Source organism: Massilia paldalensis (genome assembly GCF_044901715.1).
In the GTDB taxonomy this organism is placed as follows: Bacteria; Pseudomonadota; Gammaproteobacteria; order Burkholderiales; family Burkholderiaceae_D; genus Telluria; species Telluria paldalensis.
The window spans coordinates 451,161-469,127 of record NZ_JBJCIU010000003.1; the positions used below are offsets into that span (position 1 = coordinate 451,161).

At 63.1% G+C, this 17,967-nt stretch carries 17 protein-coding genes; 6 read left to right on the forward strand and 11 right to left on the reverse strand.

Going from position 1 to position 17,967, the window contains the following annotated elements; all coding sequences use genetic code 11:
- Window positions 1–5: 5 nt before the first annotated feature.
- From ACI1V7_RS16745 to ACI1V7_RS16785, 9 genes are all read right to left on the reverse strand, one after another.
- Window positions 6–1,223, reverse strand: coding sequence for a phage major capsid protein (locus tag ACI1V7_RS16745; protein ID WP_404532935.1), 1,218 nt, complete (start codon window positions 1,221–1,223; stop codon window positions 6–8).
- A 187-nt stretch (window positions 1,224–1,410) separates the two neighbouring features.
- Entirely contained in the window at window positions 1,411–2,493 is a 1,083-nt protein-coding gene (locus ACI1V7_RS16750) for an AAA family ATPase (protein ID WP_404532936.1), read from the reverse strand.
- Window positions 2,486–2,905, reverse strand: coding sequence for a DNA primase (locus ACI1V7_RS16755; RefSeq protein ID WP_404532937.1), 420 nt, complete (start codon window positions 2,903–2,905; stop codon window positions 2,486–2,488). The genes ACI1V7_RS16750 and ACI1V7_RS16755 overlap by 8 nt, the downstream gene beginning before the upstream one ends.
- The gene (locus tag ACI1V7_RS16760) at window positions 2,895–3,278 is read right to left on the reverse strand and encodes a hypothetical protein (RefSeq protein WP_404532938.1); all 384 of its coding nucleotides are present in this window, start codon (window positions 3,276–3,278) and stop codon (window positions 2,895–2,897) included. The genes ACI1V7_RS16755 and ACI1V7_RS16760 overlap by 11 nt, the downstream gene beginning before the upstream one ends.
- Window positions 3,275–3,760: a hypothetical protein gene (locus tag ACI1V7_RS16765; protein ID WP_404532939.1), complete on the reverse strand. Its 486-nt coding sequence runs from the start codon at window positions 3,758–3,760 to the stop codon at window positions 3,275–3,277. Before ACI1V7_RS16765 ends, ACI1V7_RS16760 begins: the two co-directional genes overlap by 4 nt.
- On the reverse strand, window positions 3,757–4,044 hold the full coding sequence (locus ACI1V7_RS16770) for a helix-turn-helix domain-containing protein (protein WP_404532940.1): 288 nt from the start codon (window positions 4,042–4,044) through the stop codon (window positions 3,757–3,759). Before ACI1V7_RS16770 ends, ACI1V7_RS16765 begins: the two co-directional genes overlap by 4 nt.
- 2 nt (window positions 4,045–4,046) lie before the next feature.
- Window positions 4,047–4,268 (reverse strand): hypothetical protein, encoded by a 222-nt coding sequence (locus ACI1V7_RS16775; protein WP_404532941.1) that lies wholly within the window; start codon window positions 4,266–4,268, stop codon window positions 4,047–4,049.
- A gap of 128 nt (window positions 4,269–4,396) precedes the next feature.
- Window positions 4,397–5,053 (reverse strand): hypothetical protein, encoded by a 657-nt coding sequence (locus tag ACI1V7_RS16780; RefSeq protein ID WP_404532942.1) that lies wholly within the window; start codon window positions 5,051–5,053, stop codon window positions 4,397–4,399.
- 11 nt (window positions 5,054–5,064) lie between these two features.
- Entirely contained in the window at window positions 5,065–6,291 is a 1,227-nt protein-coding gene (locus ACI1V7_RS16785; protein ID WP_404532943.1) for a site-specific integrase, read from the reverse strand.
- 580 nt (window positions 6,292–6,871) lie between these two features.
- Here ACI1V7_RS16785 and ACI1V7_RS16790 point away from each other — a divergent pair.
- The 6 genes from ACI1V7_RS16790 (at window position 6,872) to ACI1V7_RS16815 (ending at window position 15,732) form a co-directional block, all read left to right on the forward strand.
- A complete protein-coding gene (locus tag ACI1V7_RS16790) occupies window positions 6,872–8,161 on the forward strand; it encodes a nucleotide sugar dehydrogenase (RefSeq protein WP_404532944.1) in 1,290 nt (429 codons plus the stop codon).
- Between the two features lie 66 nt (window positions 8,162–8,227).
- Window positions 8,228–9,286: an SDR family oxidoreductase gene (locus ACI1V7_RS16795; RefSeq protein WP_404532945.1), complete on the forward strand. Its 1,059-nt coding sequence runs from the start codon at window positions 8,228–8,230 to the stop codon at window positions 9,284–9,286.
- A gap of 16 nt (window positions 9,287–9,302) precedes the next feature.
- On the forward strand, window positions 9,303–10,715 hold the full coding sequence (locus ACI1V7_RS16800; RefSeq protein WP_404532946.1) for a TIGR03013 family XrtA/PEP-CTERM system glycosyltransferase: 1,413 nt from the start codon (window positions 9,303–9,305) through the stop codon (window positions 10,713–10,715).
- Between the two features lie 61 nt (window positions 10,716–10,776).
- Window positions 10,777–12,873, forward strand: coding sequence for an XrtA/PEP-CTERM system histidine kinase PrsK (gene prsK / locus ACI1V7_RS16805; protein WP_404532947.1), 2,097 nt, complete (start codon window positions 10,777–10,779; stop codon window positions 12,871–12,873).
- Window positions 12,874–12,883: 10 nt separating this feature from the next.
- Entirely contained in the window at window positions 12,884–14,245 is a 1,362-nt protein-coding gene (prsR, locus tag ACI1V7_RS16810; protein WP_404532948.1) for a PEP-CTERM-box response regulator transcription factor, read from the forward strand.
- Window positions 14,242–15,732, forward strand: coding sequence for a right-handed parallel beta-helix repeat-containing protein (locus ACI1V7_RS16815; protein ID WP_404532949.1), 1,491 nt, complete (start codon window positions 14,242–14,244; stop codon window positions 15,730–15,732). Before prsR ends, ACI1V7_RS16815 begins: the two co-directional genes overlap by 4 nt.
- A 7-nt stretch (window positions 15,733–15,739) precedes the next feature.
- On the opposite strand, the gene ACI1V7_RS16820 is transcribed toward ACI1V7_RS16815, so the two are convergent.
- Window positions 15,740–16,645, reverse strand: coding sequence for a glycosyltransferase family 32 protein (locus tag ACI1V7_RS16820; protein WP_404532950.1), 906 nt, complete (start codon window positions 16,643–16,645; stop codon window positions 15,740–15,742).
- Window positions 16,646–16,773: 128 nt separating this feature from the next.
- Window positions 16,774–17,841: a glycosyltransferase family 4 protein gene (locus ACI1V7_RS16825; RefSeq protein WP_404532951.1), complete on the reverse strand. Its 1,068-nt coding sequence runs from the start codon at window positions 17,839–17,841 to the stop codon at window positions 16,774–16,776.
- Window positions 17,842–17,967 lie beyond the last annotated feature (126 nt).

Consider the following 17,967-nt stretch of genomic DNA (forward strand, 5'->3'; position numbering starts at 1 on the left):
CCCCCTTAGATTGCCACGTCGTTGGCGACAACGAAGGCTTCTGGGTGACGTACCGCGATGTCGACCGTGGACATTGCGCGGACCTTCACGGCGCCGCGAGCGTAGGCCGCCGAGTCGTAGGGGTTCACCAGGATGTCGATCTCGGACCAGATGCCCAGCAGGACTTGAGACCAGTCGCCCAAGATCGCCACGCCCTTGGTCGCATCCGTGTTCGGTACTTGGTTCGTGCTGTAAGCCGGCAGGTCCGCCAGCTGGCCGCCGCTCATCAGGTAGATGCCGGTGCCGGTCGACTTTTCGGTGCCGGCGAACTTGGTCGAGACCTTCTTGCTCATCAGCCAGTTAGCGGCCGTGGCGTTGACCAGCTCCAGCTTCTCTTTCATCGACAGGACGTTTAGCCAGTTCAGGGTTGCCAGGCTGGCGGTCTGGATACCGGCCGTCGACAGGACGCCTTTCGGTTCGTTAGTGCCGCCGCCCTTGATGAGCGCAGTATCGATGGCCTTGGCCAGCATGAACCGCAGATCGTCAGTCACCAGGCGCTCGGCGTCCGGCGACGATTGCATGATGAGCTGGCGGGACAGTTCGGTGATGCCGCCGGCGTGTTTCGGCGCCAGCGTGACGCTATCGAAGGTCATGCCGCTTTCCGACAGGTCGCCGTTCTCGGCAACCCAGCCAACCGAGACGCCGGAACCGTGCTTCGGGATGGTGACATTACCGGTCAGGCCCGACAGCACGCGCACGCCCAGGCGGCGGGCCAGCAGCTCATTGCGGAATGGTTCGATGTATTGGTCGGCGCGCTGAATCGTTGCGACCAGCTCCGGGGCGGTGGCGGTGGTGTTGGAGCGCTGCTCGATGGCGGCCATCGGGATAAACACGCCCTGCGCTTTGCGGCCGGTGCGGCGCTCGGTCTCTTGGTGGTACTCGGCCTCGGCGCCATCCAGCGAGCGGCCTTCGGCTTTCGCTTGGAGCACCTTCATTACGGAGACTTGCTTCGACAGGTCGCCGAAGCCGCCTTGGGCCGGCTCGCCCATCATGCGGCGCTCGGTCTCGGCCAGGAACGAGGCGCGGGCCTCTTGGCCTTCCAGGTCGGTGACTTTGGCTTTCAGGGTGTCGAACTTGGCGGCTTCGTCGCCGGTCAGGCTGCGTTTCTCGGCTTGAGCCTTTTCGACCATGCCGCGCATTTCCGCGACGGCGGCGGCGCGCTGTTCTTTGATACCGTGGATCATCTGTTTTCCTTTGCAAAGGGTGGGTTGACTGATGCCCTTGTAGCAGAGGAAAAAGGCGCTGTGATGCGCCTTCCAGAGATAAAACCTCTATGTACTTGGAGAAACAAAAAGGAGCGACAACTTGCTCAAGTTGCTCAACTTGCTCACATTATTTTCTTGAGCAAGTTGAGCAAGTTGTCAGGGCTAGTTAAGGCAAGCGCCAGACCCAATGGCTCGTCTTGCTGCCCTTTTCCTTTACGCATTCGACGCCGATTACCCTTTGCGCTCGTCGGATAGTGGCCCAAGAATATCCAGCGCCATCAGCATCAGCTTTCACGGCCTTGGATGGCATCGGCCCGTCCGCCAGTAACCCGCGAAGGAACTGCTCAGCATCGGCCCTTTCCTCTGCCTCGTTGTCCTCGTTGTACTCGACATCGCCCAGGATCTCGCGGGCTGTCCCCTCGATCACGCCTTCCCATCTGGTGCGAGTTGCTTCCATGCCGCCGCCGATGTTTACCAGGTCGAGGCAATACGATACGCCGCCGTCGTCGGGAGCGATGTTGGACTTAGCCCGCGCCAGCACTCGCCGGTCGCCGTCCTCCTCCTTCGCCGCTACCAGCACCATACGAGCCAGGGCGCCGAAGGCCTGCGAGCCAATGACGCGCTCTTGCGGTGACTTTCCAGCGCCACCCTTGGCGAAGTGGGTAATCCCCACCACGGCGCACTTATGGACCTCCGCAAAGTCGACCACGGCCTGTAAGCTGCGCCGGACATCGTTCGCACGATGCATGTCGCCGGCTACTGCGCTCACGATAGGGTCAATGATGAGCAGCGAGACGCCGCCAATCCGCTCGACCGCCTTGTGAAGTTCGCCGATGTCCTGCGACGGGTCGAACGGGACGCTTTGCCCATTCTCGGCAATGCCCTCGATGAAGTGACAGCGGCTCATATCAGCGCCAGCCGCGATCAGTCGGGGCACAAGGGTGTCGTCCGGGTTATCTTCACTCGACCAGATCAGGACATTGCCTTTCGCCTTCGCCGGCTTCCCATCCGGCCAGCGCCCGCCAGCTGTCAGGGTCGCCGCCAGGCTAAGGGTTAACGTCGTCTTCCCGGTGCCAGCAGCGCCAGCCAGGATCGTCAGCTTGCCGGCCGGGAGCCAGCCATCCCACAGCCAAGTAATCGGCTGAGGCTTGATGGCGGCGCCACAGCGGAGTTTTACGACTCGCTCGTAATTCGGCATTGCATCGAGCGCCGCGGCCCCTCGCTCGATGCTGTCCCAATCGTCACGCATGGGCCACCTGCGCGCCATGCTGGAACCGCTGGGCTGCCAGCGCCAGCCGGCTACGTGCTTCAACTGTCAATGCTTCACCTCTTGATATGGCTGTTGCGTATTGGAGAATTACCAGGGCCTCAACGGACAGGCAGCGCAGCACGTCCGCCGCGTTGAAGGGGCGCCGCTCCCGCTTGGCGATGTCGCCGCCGATTCGCTCAGGGAACAGGTCTTCAAAAGTCAGGCCCACCGCATCAAGGACGCTTTGCGCTTCACAGCCAGCGAAGCAGTGGAGCAGTACTCGCCCGTCATCGAGTTCTCGGACGGATAGGCTCGGCCCTTTGTCGTCATGGGCAGGGCAGCGCGATACCCAGCGCCCGTTGCCAGTCTTGCGGACCCGCTCCAGGCGAGAGAGCAGGGCATCAGCGCTCACGATGGCCTCCTTTGCGTTCGGTGTCTGGCGCCGGCCTTTCTTTCGACAGGTAGCGCATTTCGGATTCTGTCTCTTTCAGGAACTGAGCCTCTACCGCCAAATGTCTGAGGAGCGTTCCAATATTGCAAAGCTGACTGCTATTGAGTGGCCACTGGTCATTATTTCCGGCAATAAATAGCAGGCTTCCGATGGCCTCAATGCCACTCAAAACATCGTCGCTTGCGTTATAAGCATGGCCTTCCGCCGCTTGTGCGAGAAGCCGCTGTTCTGGAGTCAGTGTGGAGGCGCTGCCTTGGCCCAGCCGCCTTAGAAGCCAAGGCAGCTCATAGGCGGCTTGCTCGGCATTTTTGAATTCCGGTCCGTTCGGGCTCATACGGCCTCCCTAGCGATAGTGGCGAGTGCTTGGGCCAAGTCATCGGCCAGGCTGGCGGATACCGCGAGCGCATCGATTTTCCCAGTAGCGGGCAGCAGGGCATAGGTGCCCAGCATTGCGCCAATGGCGTCGGCGATACCGGCGAGACGGCGGATTTGTTCGGGATGGGAAAGTACGGGCGAGTTGGTGCCAGGCATGGGAGCCTCCTTGAGTAGCGGTTTAGGACCGCTCGCCCCGCTGCTAAACGGGGTGGAGCGGCGAATGATCGGGTTAGCAGACCGGTACTCAAGGAAACCGGCAGGCCGAAGCCTCCCAACCACCGCCGCTCCATAGGAGGTGCAGCATGGTACGGACGAAAAAATACCGCCATTGGCGGTTGTCCGCCTTGAGTAATTCGGGCTGCTAAACCCGGCCGCGTCTTTTTTCGCGACCAGATCAGAATACTCGGGCCGTAAACGACCGTCAACAGATTTCGTCATCATGCGGCGGCTCCCAGGTAGCGATATCGCTTGACGTGAACTTCCTTGCCGAAGCGGGTGTTGACCCATTCCCACTCGTCGTGGAATTGATAGCCCTTGCTGCGAAGGGTCGCAATAGTCGAGTGCAAGCAGTGATCGCCGACGCGCTCGGCCTCGAAGCGGTTGAGGCTGTGGCCGGCCCGCATGATTGCCAGAATGGTCGATTCTTTGGTAACCTGCGGGAGAAGCATTTTGGAAGGCGCGTTCTCTTGACGGGGGGCTGCGCCTTTCTTCTTTTGGTCGCTCATGATTAAGCCTCCTGTTCCCAGAAAGACTTGTCATTGCTCGGGTTTGCGACTTGGAGCTGTGCCAAGCGGTCTTCCCATTGTTCGGCGGCGCGGCGGGTGATAATGACCCGGCGACCGACTCGGATTTCAGCCGGCGCCAGGCCTTGCTTTTTCAGGCTGTAGTAGTGGACTCGCGAGAAGTGGTAGGCATCGCAAAACTGAGGGATGGTGTAACTAGCGTTCATGTTTTCTCCTGTTGAACATTCGATTGCTTGGGTGAACAAGCAGGAGAAATTCTAAATAGCTGAAATTCTTATTTCATTAGAAATGTTGACGTATGAATTTATTCTAAAATTGTTCCTCAAAATTTATTCTATTTTTCAGGGGGATTTTTTATAAAATTCCTTGGCATTTCTTTAACTCCGTCAACAGCATTCTTGAATGCGTAATAGTCTTTTAATCCTTGTGCGATACCTCGGTTGTGTTTGCTCGCATGCTCTGCTATCAGATTGGTCTTGTTAGCGTTAGGGTCATCCTTGAGCGCATTTTGAACACCTGCGTAGATTGCGGCGGCTCGTTGTCCGATAGGTGAAAAGAACGGGGTGGGCTCATCCCAGGGCAAGCCCATAATGTCTTGCCAAGGCACGCCTCCCAGAGCTTGATACAACCTCTCTGCAACATAGTTCGAGGCCCATAGAGAAACACGTTCCATATCGCCGCCGCAGGTGAACACATCGCGGCAAAACATACCGTAGATTCTTGCTTGAAATTCCTCATCCTCTCCTTCTTCGAGATTATCAGGATAACGCTCAAAATATCCTTCAAAGTCAAAATTGAGGTCGTGAAGGTGGATTAAGCCATCGTCGGGAACCGTTAGCCCGTTAAGGTCTGTACGCCCCTTTAAGCCAGCAGCACGCTTCTCAGCATATTGCGAAATTGATGCTTTTGCATCGTCATTTCCCTTTCTATAATTTTTGATAAGCTCGATTTCGTCGCTGAGTAAATCGTTCATACTTAATACTTTAGTCATTTCTTCCTCGATTATTTAGCAACGAGTTTTTGTACCGCCGCCGCTTTGTGCTCCGGCGCCAAGTGGGCATAGCGCAAAGTCATTTTAAGGTCGCTATGGCCTAGCAGATCGCGAACAGTGTTGAGGTCCACGCCGGCCATAACCAGGCGGGACGCGAAGTGATGCCTCATATCGTGCCAGCGGAAGGCCTCGATCTCGGCTTCCTTTAACAAGTTGGCCCAGGCGGTCTTGATCTCGACCAGCTCGCCGCCGCTCCGACCGGGGAACACGATGTGGCCGGTGGATTGCTTCTGCCAGCGCCGCAGGGTGTCGAGGGCTTCGGAGTTCAGCGGTATGTGCCGGGTGCTGCCACTCTTAGTGGTGTCGCCTTTCAACGTCATCACGGCGTTGTCCAGGTCCACGGCGTCCCAGCGCAGCTTGGTCAGCTCCCCTTGCCGCGCCCCGGTGTTCAGGCTCAAGAGCACCATGGGCCGCAAGTGGTCCCAGAACTGGTCAGGCGCCAGCTCGGGGAGCAGGTCGTATTTCCGGGCGGCGCGCCATTCGTTTGCGCTTGCTCGGGCCGCTCGCTCTCGGGTCTCTCTGGCGGACAAGGCGGCTCGTAGCCGGGTTTCCTCATCGTCCGACAGCCAGCGCACCAGGCCGCCCGGTTCGCGCAGCATTTTGACCGTGGCCAGAGGGTGGGACTGGATCAATCCCCACTCCAGAGCACGCGAGAACAGGCCGCGTAGGGCTGTGATGTTGCGGTTGGTGGTCGAGGCCGACATACCGGCTTTCATCTTTTCAGAGCGCCATTTCTCCACGGTCCAGGCGTTGAACTCGTGAAGAGGCCGATCGAGGTGGTCGGCAAAGGACGACTTGAGGCGGGCGGCGATGTGCTCCCCGGTGCGGGTGTTGACCTGTAACCATTTACCGTACTGCTCGTCCAGGAACGTGCCCAGGGTGAGGACTTGGCGGCGCTTGGCGCGATCTTCCTCGGCCGGGTCCACGCCAGCGGCGATCTTGCCCAGCAGGATGCGGGCTTCCTCGCGGGCTGCGCTTACGGTCGTGGCTGGAAAGGTGCGGCCGAGTGAATATCGACACTGGCGACCGTCGCGGTTTGAGTACCGGATACCGTAGGTAATGGTCCCGCTCGGGCTCAGCCTGGCGACGAACCCACGTAGCTCCGTGTCGATGATGTCGAGGGCCGCCGAGGCGGGCTTGAGGTCGCGTAGAAGTTCCCTCGTAATCTTGGCTTTCATGCTGTGGACTATTTGTGGACTAGTTGCGCAGCGTACCACAGTGAACAAGCACAGCACTAGAAAATACTAAGTCATTGATTTATAAGTGATGTTTTTACTTAGGTTTACCGCCATTAACCCTATTTTCCGCCCTCCGAAGCCAAGGGTCGCTGGTTCGATCCCAGCCAGCCGCGCCATTTCTTTCGTCATTTCGACGGCAATCCTCCCGCACCTCGTTCGCCATTTTCTCGTGCCGGCGTGCTTGCGCCGTGCCTGTTGACCATCTATTACAAAGCGCGACCGCTGCCCGGTAGGCTTTCGTCAGGAATCAATTGGTTGAAAAATGCTAATATTGCTTGCCAGCCGCATTGTCATGTTTGCATCAGTGCGCGGCCACGGAAAGCAACAACGGCCAGCGGATGCTTCGTCCGCTCGACTCCGGTGAGCGATGTCGTTTTACGACGGTGGTCTTGATTTATTGTCACAAAAGACCGGTAAGCTGTTGTTTCTACTTTACAATACCTGTGCTCCGATTGGGGTACTACTTATTTCCGTGTTATCATTTGTTAAATTTTTTGCAAAAATTTGATCGGAACCGATAATGAAAGCAGATGAGGTAGTCGCAGTCGTCGGACTCGGATATGTCGGGTTGCCGCTGGCAGTCGAATTTGGTAAGAAACAGCGTACCATCGGCTTTGACCTGTCGGTATCGAAAGTCGCCAACTATAAGAATCACGTCGATCCGACGGGCGAAGTTTCTACCGAGAGCCTGAAGGCCGCAACCCATCTGGAAGTCACCACCGATCCGTCGCTGCTGTCCCAGGCGGACTACATCGTGGTGGCCGTGCCGACGCCGGTCGACATCGCCCACAATCCCGACTTCACGCCGCTCGCGGGTGCCAGCAAGACGGTCGGCCAGACCATGAAGCGCGGCGCCGTCGTCGTGTTCGAATCCACCGTTTATCCGGGCGCTACCGAGGAAGTCTGCATTCCGATCATGGAGCAGCACTCGGGCATGAAGTGGAAAGAAGACTTCCACGTCGGTTTTTCGCCGGAGCGCATCAACCCGGGTGACAAGGAGCATACGCTCACGACCATCCTGAAAGTGGTGTCGGGCGACGATGCCGAGACGCTGGAACGCGTCGCAGCGTTGTATGAATCCGTCATTACGGCCGGCGTGTACCGCGCATCGAGCATCAAGGTTGCCGAGGCCGCGAAAGTCATCGAGAATACCCAGCGCGACCTGAACATCGCGTTGATGAACGAACTGGCCATCATCTTCGACAAGGTCGGCATCGACACGCTCGAAGTGCTGAAGGCGGCAGGCACGAAGTGGAACTTCCTGCCGTTCCGTCCGGGCCTGGTCGGTGGCCATTGCATCGGCGTCGACCCGTACTACCTGACCCACAAGGCCGAGATGATCGGCTATCACCCGCAAGTGATCCTGGCCGGCCGCCGCATCAACGACGGCATGGCCAAGTTCGTGGCCGAGAAGACCGTGAAATCGATGATTTCCTCCGGCTTCCACGTCAAGGGTTCGAAGGTCAACGTGGTGGGCCTGACGTTCAAGGAAAACTGCCCGGACCTGCGCAATTCGAAAGTGGCCGACATCGTCCACGAACTCGAATCCTACGGTTGCGACGTGCATGTCTACGATCCGCTGGCCGACGCCGATGAGGCGCACCACGAATACGGCATCCGCCTGCAGAGCTGGGAAAGCCTGCCGCAGGCCGATGCGCTGGTGGTGGCGGTGGCGCACAAGGAGGTGCTGGAGCATTCCATGGATGACTTCCGCGCCAAGTTGAACGACGGCGGCTGCTTCATCGACGTCAAATCGCAGTTCGATCCGGAACCGCTGCGCCAGGACGGCTATTGCGTCTGGCGCCTGTAATGGGAAGTAGGGCGCATCCCGCGCGGATGCGCCGCCCGCAAGGCGAACAACAAGAAGATCTCTAACGTGAACAAGTTCCAAGAAGTGCAACTCCACCTGCAGCAGAACCGGTACCACTGGCTGGTCACCGGCGCTGCCGGCTTCATCGGCTCGAATCTGGTCGAAGCGCTGCTCAAGCTGGGTCAGCGCGTTACCGGTGTGGACAACTTCGCTACCGGCCACCGCCACAACCTCGAGCAGGTCCGCGACCTGGTCGGCGCGGCCTGGTCGAACTTCACTTTCATCGAGGGCGATATCCGCCGCCTCGACGATTGCCAGCGGGCCGCCGCGGGCGCCGACTTCGTGCTGCACCAGGCCGCCCTGGGTTCGGTGCCGCGTTCGATCGCCGACCCGATCGCCACCAACGAAACGAATATCACCGGTTTCCTGAACATGCTGGTCGCCGCGCGCGACGCCAAGGTCAAGCGCTTCGTGTACGCCGCGTCCAGCTCGACCTATGGCGACCATCCGGCCTTGCCCAAGGTCGAGGACCAGATCGGCAAGCCGCTGTCGCCGTATGCGGTGACCAAGTACGTCAACGAGCTGTATGCCGACGTGTTCGCCCGCAGCTACGGCCTGGAAGCGGTCGGGCTGCGCTACTTCAACGTGTTCGGCCCGCGCCAGGACCCGTACGGCACCTATGCCGCCGTGATCCCGCAATGGGTCGCAGCCCTGATCCGCAACGACGCATTGCGCATCAACGGCGACGGCGAGACCAGCCGCGACTTCTGCTACGTGGACAACGTGGTGCAGGCCAACCTGCTGTCGGCGCTGGCGCCGGCGGCGGCGGCCAACCAGGTCTACAACGTCGCCCTGGGCGACCGTACCACGCTGAACCAGCTGTACGGCATGATGCGCGACGAACTCGCGTCCCGCTTCGCGCACGTAGCGCAGCACCGGCCGGCCTACGTGGACTTCCGCGCGGGCGATGTGCGCCATTCGCAGGCCGACATCTCGAAGGCCGCGACGCTGCTGGGGTATGCCCCCACCCACCGCATCGCCGATGGCCTGAAGCAGGCCATGGACTGGTATGTTGCCGACTTCGCCAAGCAGCAGCGCGAAGCGACGGCAATGGTCGCGTCTTAACGATCCCGGAGGCCTCGTGCTTAGGATTGCCAACCACTACGTATCGAAAATCGTCTTCGTCCTGCTGTTCGTCGAGGTGCTGGTGCTGCTCGGTGCGGCCTACGTCGGCGCCGCGGTGCGCTTCATGGACCTCGGCCAGCCGGTCAGCCTGGCCAGCCTGGAGAACCTGAACCACTTCTTCACCTCGGCCATCGCCTTCACCGCCGCCATCATCTTCAGCATGAGCGCGATGGGCATGTACCAGCTCGACTTCAACGAAGGCCTGCGCAACCCGCTGTTCATGAAGCTGATGCCCTCGTTCCTGATGGGCTTCCTGATCCTGACGCTGGTGTTCTACGTCGCTCCCGACCTGTACTTCGGACGCGGCATCCTGGCCCTGGTCTTCGGCATCGCCGGCGTCGGCATCGTGACGGCGCGCATGGTGTTCTTCAAGAGTTCCGAGCTGCGCTTCCTGCAGACGCGCATCCTGTTCCTCGGCAGCGGCCCGCTGGCGAAGGAGTGCAGCGACCTGGCGCAGCAGAGCGGCAGCTACCACCGCTACAACATCACCGGCTTCGTCCCGACCCCGACCGAGGAACTGTGCGTACCGTCGAACAGCCTGCTGCAGTCGCGCGAAGGCGACAGCCTGCTGACGCTGGCGCGCCAGCAGAACGTGGAAGAGATCGTGGTGGCCGTGCAGAACCGCCGCGGCGGCTTCCCGATCAAGGAACTCCTCGACTGCAAGCTGCAGGGCATCCGCGTCACCGATGCCGCCACGTTCTTCGAGCGCGAGACCTGCCAGATCCGCGTCGACTCGCTGCAGCCGTCGTGGCTGGTGTTCGGCGGCGGCTTCGACCAGAGCTTCGTGCGCGCCTTCATGAAGCGCTGCTTCGACCTCGTGTGCAGCATGATCATCCTGCTGCTGACCTTCCCCGTCATGCTGGCCGCGGCGCTGGCCGTCAAGCTGGAAGACGGCGGTCCCGTGTTCTACTCGCAGGAGCGGATCGGCGAGGACGGCAAGCCCTTCCGCGTGCACAAGTTCCGTAGCATGCGCACCGACGCCGAAAAAGGCGGCAAGCCGCAGTGGGCGCAGCAGAACGATCCGCGCATCACCCGCGTCGGCAACTTCATGCGCAAGACCCGCATCGACGAGCTGCCGCAGATCCTCAACGTGTTCAAGGGCGAGATGTCGTTCGTCGGCCCGCGTCCGGAGCGCCAGTACTTCGTCGAGCAGCTGATCGAAGTGGTCCCGTATTACAACGTGCGCCACAGCGTCAAGCCGGGCATCACCGGCTGGGCCCAGGTGCGCTACGGCTATGGCTCCTCGGCCGAGGACGCGCTGCAGAAGCTGCAGTACGACCTGTACTATGTGAAGAACAACAGCCTGTTCCTCGACGTCCTGATCCTGATCGACACGCTCAAGGTCGTCCTGTTCCGCAGCGGACGCTGATTTCCGCCCCGCGCCCGCCTTGCCGGCGGGTGCGGCCCTCCCGTCCATCGTGCACAGCATCGTGACCAATATCGCCGCCTCCAGTTATGCGCTGGCCGCCATCGGCTTCCTGGCCCTGGGCCTGCCGGTGCTGGCGGGGTGGCGCGGCAGCGCCCAGCGCGTCACGCTGTCGATCGCCTGCCTGGTCACGGCGGCATGGGCCGGCGTGCTGACCTGGAATGCCGCCGACCAGGTGTTGTGGAATACCGCGGCCGAGATCCTCGAAGTGCTGCGCGATGGCGCCTGGTCGCTGTTCCTGGTGGCGCTGCTGGGCCACTGGCGGCGCGACGAGGCGGCCGCCAAGCCGGCGCGCCTGCAACTGCGCTCGCTGCGTCCGGGGCTGCTGCTGGCATGCGCCGGCTACCTCGCGCTGCTGGCCATGATCGGTGCCACCCACTGGCAACCCGGCCTGCTGCAGACCTTCGGCATGCCGATCCTGGCCGGCTACACGGGCCTGGCCGTGTACGGCATGACGCTGGTCGAGCAGCTGTACCGCAACAAGACGATCGAGGAACGCTGGGCGATCAAGTTCGCCTGCCTGGGCATCGGCGGCATGTTCGCCTACGACTTCTACATGTACAGCAACACCATGCTGTTCCGCGAACTGAATCCCGACCTGTGGACCGCGCGCGGCGTCATCAATGCGCTGACCGTGCCGCTGATCGCCGCCTCGATGGCGCGGCGGCGCTCGTGGAGCACCTCGTTCGCCGTGTCGCGCCGCGTGGTGTTCCATTCGGCGGCGCTGTTCGGTTCCGCCATCTACCTGCTGGCCATGGGCACGGTCGGCTACTACCTGCGCTACTTCGGCGGCCGCTGGGGTACGGTAATGCAGACCGGCTTCCTGTTCGGCGCCGTGAGCCTGCTGGGCGTGATCCTGTTCTCGGGCAGCGCGCGTTCCTGGCTGCGGGTCTCGATCAGCAAGCACTTCTACCGCTACAACTACGACTACCGCGAGGAATGGATGCGCTTCACGCGCACGCTGTCCGGACGCGGCCCCAACCTCGGCGAGCGCGCCATCCAGGCACTGGCGGCGCTCGTCGAAAGCCCCGGCGGCACGCTCTGGCAGCGCGGCGACAGCGGGCGCTTCGAACCGCGCGCGCGCTGGCAGGGCGTGGATGGCGACATGGCCGAAGCTGCCGATTCGCCGTTCTGCCAGTTCCTCGAAAGCACCCAGTGGGTGATCGACCTGGACGAATACCTGGAGCGGCCGGAAAAATACGAAGGCCTGGCCGTGCCGGACTGGCTGCTGGACATGCCGCGCCGCTGGCTGGTGGTACCGCTTATGCTGCAGGAAAAACTGTTCGGCTTCGTCGTGCTGCAGCGCGCGCGCAGCCCCCTGCAGCTGAACTGGGAAATCATCGACCTGCTGGAAATCGCCGGCAGCCAGGCCGCCAGCCACCTGGCCCAGGACGATGCCGCCAATGCGCTGATGGTGGCGCGCCAGTTCGAGTCCTTCAACCGCATGTCGACCTTCCTCGTGCACGACCTGAAGAACCTGGTGGCCCAGCTGTCGCTGATGAACGCCAACGCCGAGAAGCACAAGGACAATCCGGAATTCCAGCGCGACATGCTCGAGACCCTCGACCACTCGGTGCAGAAGATGAAGATGATGCTGCAGAAGCTGGGCCGCACCGAGAATGCCGAGAAGCCGCTCCCGCTGGCGCTGGACCAGGTGGTGCGCCAGGCGCTGGCCATGAAGAGCGCATTCGAGCCGCATCCGCAGCTGCTGGTCGAGGCGCCGGGCCTGATGGTGGTGGCCGACCGCGAGCGCCTCGAGCGCGTGCTCGGCCACCTGATCCAGAATGCGATCGAGGCCACGCCGCGCAACGGCCACGTGCTGGTGCGCGTCGGCCATCCGGCGAACGGCCGCGCGCACGCGGTCGAGGTCGAGATCACCGATACCGGCGCCGGCATGAGCGAGGAATTCATCCGCGAGCGCCTGTTCAAGCCGTTCGAGTCGACCAAGTCGGCCGGCATGGGCATCGGCGTGTTCGAGAGCCGCGAATACATCAACGAACTGGGCGGCACGATGGACGTGCGCAGCCAGCCCGGTGCGGGCACCACCTTCAAGGTCGTCCTGCCGCTGCAGCGCGAGCAGGCTGCCGCGACCACCGCCTGAAAGAGAACCCATGACACAAGCGAAACCGAAACTGCTGATCATCGAAGACGATCCCGGCCTGCAGAAGCAGCTGCGCTGGAGCCTGGACGCGTACGAGGTGGTAGTGGCCGGCGACCGCGAGGCGGCGCTGGCCCAGATCCGCCGCCACGAACCGGCCGTGGTCACGATGGACCTGGGCCTGCCGCCCGATCCGGACGGTTCCACCGAAGGCCTGGCCACGCTGTCCCAGATCCTGGCGCTGGCGCCGGACACGCGCGTGATCGTCCTGACCGGCAACCAGGACCACAACAACGCCGTCAAGGCGATCGGCATGGGCGCCTACGACTTCCATCAGAAGCCGGTCGACCCGGAAGTGCTGAACCTGGTGATCCAGCGCGCCTTCTTCCTGCACAACCTGCAGCAGGAAAACCGCCGCATGCAGCAATCGCAGGCCGATTCGCCGCTGGCCGGCGTGATCTCGCGCGACCCCGGCATGCTGAAGGTCTGCCGCACCGTCGAGAAGGTGGCGCCGACGTCGGCGTCCGTGATGCTGCTGGGCGAATCGGGCACCGGCAAGGAAGTGCTGGCGCGCGCCGTGCACGCGATCTCGCCGCGCGCCAAGGAGCGCTTCATGGCGATCAACTGCGCGGCGATCCCGGAAAACCTGCTCGAGAGCGAACTGTTCGGCTACGAGAAGGGCGCCTTCACGGGCGCCGCCAAGCAGACCAAGGGCAAGGTCGAGCTGGCACACGGCGGCACCTTCTTCCTCGACGAGGTGGGAGACCTGCCGATGCCGCTGCAGGCCAAGCTGCTGCGCTTCCTGCAGGAGCGCGTGATCGAGCGCATCGGCGGCCACGAGGAGATTCCCGTGGATGTGCGCATCGTCTGCGCCACGCACCAGAAGCTCAAGGAACTGTGTGCCCAGGGGCGCTTCCGCGAGGACTTGTACTACCGCCTGTCCGAGATCGTCGTGACGATCCCGCCGATGCGCCAGCGCGAAGGCGACGCGGCGCTGCTCGCGCACCACTTCAAGAACAAGTTCTGCGCCCAGGAAGCGCGCTCCTCGCTGCACTTCGCGCCCGACGCGATCGCGGCGATCGAGGCCTATGCCTGGCCGGGCAATGTGCGCGAGATGGAAAACTGCATCAAGCGCGCCGTCATCATGGCCGACGGGAACACCATCGTCGCCGACGACCTCGGCCTGCCCGATACCGAGGCCGCGGAAGAGCCGCTGAACCTGCGCCAGGTGCGCGACGAGGCCGAGTACAAGGCCATCGTCAAGGCACTCGCGCGCACCGACGGGAATATCGTCAAGGCGTCCGAGATGCTGGGCATCAGCCGTCCCACCATGTACGACCTGATGGGGCGGCACGGCATCAAGGTCGGCGCATGAGCGAGGCCGCGCCGCGCCGTTCCGGTTCCCGCTCTCGACCTTCACGCAACAGGAGCCGGCCGCGCCGCGCTCCCGTCCTGCTGGCGGCAGCAGGCGTGCTTGGCGTGCTGGCCTTGGCCGGCGCCGCCGCCGCCATCGAGCACGTGGGGGTGATGCCGCGCACGCTCGCGCCCTATATCGAAAAACGCAGCAGCGGCCACAATCCCGCCATCGTCGCCGCCGGCCGCCAGGTCGCGCACGGATTGATCGCGCTGGACCGCGGCGACGTGCAGCCGGTTGCGCTGCCGGCCCTCGCGCTGGGCGCGCAGCCGGCCGGGGTGCCGGCGCGCGCCGGCGGACCGGAGATCGCGGTCGACAGCCCGGCGGCCCTGCGCGCGGCGCTGGCGCGGGCGGAACCGGGCACCACGATCGTGCTGGCACCCGGCACCTACCGCATCGCGGGCGCGGCGCTGGACGCCAACCGTCCGGGCCGCGAGGATGCGCCGATCACGGTGCGCGCGCAGCGGCCGGGCAGCGCGCGCCTGGAATTCGACACGGTCGAGGGGTTTCGCGTCAGCGCGCCCTGGTGGCGCTTCGAGAACCTGGACATCCGTGGCGTGTGCGGCGACGATGCCTTTTGCGAGCACGCGTTCCACGTGGTGGGCGAGGCAAACCACTTCGCCGCCGTCAACAACGCCGTCACCGATTTCAATGCCCACTTCAAGGTCAACGGCGCCGGCGGGCGCTTCCCCGACGATGGCCTGATCGCCTCGAACACGCTGGCCGGCGCGCGGCCGCGCAAGACCGCCAATCCGGTCGCCTTCATCGACATGGTGGGCGTCAACCGCTGGACCGTGCGCGCCAACGTGATCCGCGACTTCGTCAAGGACGACGGCGACCGCGTCAGCTACGGCGCGTATGCCAAGGGCGCCGGCAGCGGCAACGTGTTCGAGCGCAATCTGGTGTGGTGCGAGCAGGCGCTGGTGGGCCGGGCCGGGCAGCGCATCGGCCTGTCGCTGGGCGGCGGCGGTACCGGCAAGCCGTATTGCCGCGACCAGCAATGCATCACCGAGCAGCAGGGCTCGACGCTGCGCGCCAACCTGGTGGTGGGCTGCTCCGACGTGGGCATCTACCTGAACAGCGCGGCCGACAGCCGCGTCGAGGACAATACGCTGGTCGATACGGCCGGCATCGACGTGCGCTTCCCCACCAGCAGCGCGCGGCTGGACGGCAACCTGGTCGACGGCCCGATCCGCAGCCGCGACGGCGGCCTGCTGCACGAGGGCGACAACCGCACGTCGGGGCTGTGGCAATCCTTCATCGGGGTGCATCCGGTGCGCGCAGCGTTCGCGCGGCCCGGCGAGGGCGATTTCAGCTGGGATGGAGGTATGCCGCGCCGCGCGGGACGGGCCACGGGCACCGGGCTGTGCGGCCTGGCGCGCGAGCGGGAAGCCGCCTATGGTGCCTTCGACAGCTTTGCCGCCTGCCTGGGCGCGCCGGCACCCTGACCCGTCCTCATTCCGGCTGGATGTTCGCGGCCTTGGCTTCCTTGCGGCTGCGCAGCAGCGCGTCGTGCACGCCCTGCGCCAGCCCGTACACGCGGCTCAGCGCGCGCTTGGCCGGCGTCAGGCGCACGATCGAGGACGTCTGCGTCGAATAATGCCCCTTGAAGACGGGCACGTGGCCCAGGTTGGGGCCGTAGATGTTGTAGCGCAGGCCGAGCTGGTTGTAGCCGTCGACCACGCGGTGCGGATGGCGGTCCTGCACGCGGCAGATCGCCAGCGTGTAGGTGATCGGCCCGGTGAGGCGCAGCACGCCGCGCTTGCCGGTCTGGTGCAGGTAGGGATCGTAGGTGTCGATGTTCGCGAAGCAGGTGTCGAGAACTTCCTTCAGGAACGGGTGACCGGGCGCACAGATCACGTGCCATTGCTGGAACTCGCCGCCCTCGAGATGGCGCAGGTCGTAGATCAGGCCCTTGTGTTCGTAGTCGCCGTTCGGCAGATGCCATTTCGACAGGATGAAGCGGTCGTCCGGCCGCAGCACTTCGTCGAAAGGACGGACCGCCGAGCTCTTGATGTCCAGGTAGACCCCACCGACTTTGTACAGCAGCAGGTAGCGGAACAGGTCGGCGCGCGCGGCGCCGTAGCGCGGATCGATGCGCTCGAAGTACTCCCACACGAGCGGCGGGTAATGCTGCCGGATGAAGGCGGCGATGTCGGCGTCGTCGTAAAAACGGTATTCCCAGTGCGGATTCAGTGCGCGCAGGCGGTCGACGTTGGCCTGGAGCTCGGGTGCCAGCGTGCGTTCGTAGAAGGTCTGGTGGAGGATCCGCGGGATCGCGTCGCCCTGTTCGAAGACGGGCAGCGGCCGGCGCTTGGGCGGACGGTTCAGGGGAGGGACCAGCAACTCTTTGATCGACATGGGAACCAAGTGGGAAACGACTGCCGTGATGCAAAAGGTAGGCAGTCAATAAGTGTTGATAATTATCAAAAGTGTATCATCTATCGATGATGCACGCCATCGCATGGCATCAGGCGTGCAGCTGCGGTTCATGCCGCCAGGTGCTGGCGGATCGTGTCCAGCGCGATGCCGGCAGAATGATTCCAAGTGAATCGTTCCGCCGTGAGCCGCGCCATCCGCCCCTTTTCCAGCCGCTCTTCCTTGTTCTGGTAGGCGCTGCGCATCAGGTGGCGCAAGTGGGCGATGTCGGGCTCGGCCCACATGCCGCCATGGATGCCGAAGTCCTCGTCGTGGGCCTCGACCATCCTCGCCACGTCCAGCGGATAGCCGTTGGCCTCGTCGAGGTAGTCCAGCGGCGCGCTGTACCGGGTGACGATCGCCGGCACGCCGCACGCCATCGATTCCAGGATCGGCAGCCCCCATCCTTCCGCGCGTGTCGGCAGCACGAAGCAGTCGGCCGAGCGGTACAGCGCTCGCAGCGCCGCCGCGGAACAGGCTTCGCCCAGCAGGATGCTGCCATCGTTGCGCACGCCGGTGCGCTCGACGCGCTCCTTCAGCGAGAAGCCGGGCAGGTAGCCATTGTGTGCCTGCAGGTACAGCTCGACCGGTTCGCCGGGCGCGAATTCTTCCGTGAACGCGCGCAGCAGGCCTTCGGGAAACTTGCGGCTTTCCCATTTGCCGACCATCAGGAAGCGGAAACGGTTCGGCTTGCGCGCCGCAGGCCGGAAGAAACGCGTGTCGACGCCTTCCGGCACCACCGCTATCCGGGCCGCGTCGATGCCGTTGGCGATCAGGTTGTCGCGTCCCCAGGCGGACGGCGTCCACAGGAAGCGCGTCGTCGCGCAGATCTCGCGCTGGGCGGCTGGCAGTTCGGTGGTTTCCCAGACGATCCAGCGCGTGGCGCGTTCGGGCAGCAGGGGATTGCCGCGCACGACGACGCCGAAGTCGCCCGGCTGTTTCTTCAGCCCGCGCAGCAGGGGATTGCGCAGGGGACCGAAAAAGCCCTGCGCCGCCTCGCGCCGCGGCGAATCCAGGCAGCGGAAGCGGACCGGCGTGCGCCGGTTCATGGCAATCGCGAAGTTGACGGCATGGGTCGCCCAGCCTGTGGATCCTGCACTGCTGCCGACGACGTCGACATGGAGACGACCTGGTTTCATGTTTGGCAATGAATGTTGATTAACCAACAGTTTCTATTTGATTTTGGTCGCCGTCAAATTCTTAAAGAGAAAAAATTTGTAATGACGCAACATCCCATGCCCACCGCATGCGTCGTCCACGCTGCA

What these genes read in the sequence shown, in the direction of transcription:
- ACI1V7_RS16825 (WP_404532951.1), bottom strand. Translation starts at nt 17,841, where the DNA reads ATGAAACCAGGTCGTCTCCATGTCGACGTCGTCGGCAGCAGTGCAGGA.
- prsR (WP_404532948.1), top strand. Translation starts at nt 12,884, where the DNA reads ATGACACAAGCGAAACCGAAACTGCTGATCATCGAAGACGATCCCGGC.
- ACI1V7_RS16770 (WP_404532940.1), bottom strand. Translation starts at nt 4,044, where the DNA reads ATGAGCGACCAAAAGAAGAAAGGCGCAGCCCCCCGTCAAGAGAACGCG.
- ACI1V7_RS16790 (WP_404532944.1), top strand. Translation starts at nt 6,872, where the DNA reads ATGAAAGCAGATGAGGTAGTCGCAGTCGTCGGACTCGGATATGTCGGG.
- ACI1V7_RS16760 (WP_404532938.1), bottom strand. Translation starts at nt 3,278, where the DNA reads ATGAGCCCGAACGGACCGGAATTCAAAAATGCCGAGCAAGCCGCCTAT.
- ACI1V7_RS16750 (WP_404532936.1), bottom strand. Translation starts at nt 2,493, where the DNA reads ATGCGTGACGATTGGGACAGCATCGAGCGAGGGGCCGCGGCGCTCGAT.
- ACI1V7_RS16815 (WP_404532949.1), top strand. Translation starts at nt 14,242, where the DNA reads ATGAGCGAGGCCGCGCCGCGCCGTTCCGGTTCCCGCTCTCGACCTTCA.
- ACI1V7_RS16820 (WP_404532950.1), bottom strand. Translation starts at nt 16,645, where the DNA reads ATGTCGATCAAAGAGTTGCTGGTCCCTCCCCTGAACCGTCCGCCCAAG.
- ACI1V7_RS16745 (WP_404532935.1), bottom strand. Translation starts at nt 1,223, where the DNA reads ATGATCCACGGTATCAAAGAACAGCGCGCCGCCGCCGTCGCGGAAATG.
- ACI1V7_RS16775 (WP_404532941.1), bottom strand. Translation starts at nt 4,268, where the DNA reads ATGAACGCTAGTTACACCATCCCTCAGTTTTGCGATGCCTACCACTTC.
- ACI1V7_RS16765 (WP_404532939.1), bottom strand. Translation starts at nt 3,760, where the DNA reads ATGATGACGAAATCTGTTGACGGTCGTTTACGGCCCGAGTATTCTGAT.
- ACI1V7_RS16785 (WP_404532943.1), bottom strand. Translation starts at nt 6,291, where the DNA reads ATGAAAGCCAAGATTACGAGGGAACTTCTACGCGACCTCAAGCCCGCC.
- ACI1V7_RS16780 (WP_404532942.1), bottom strand. Translation starts at nt 5,053, where the DNA reads ATGACTAAAGTATTAAGTATGAACGATTTACTCAGCGACGAAATCGAG.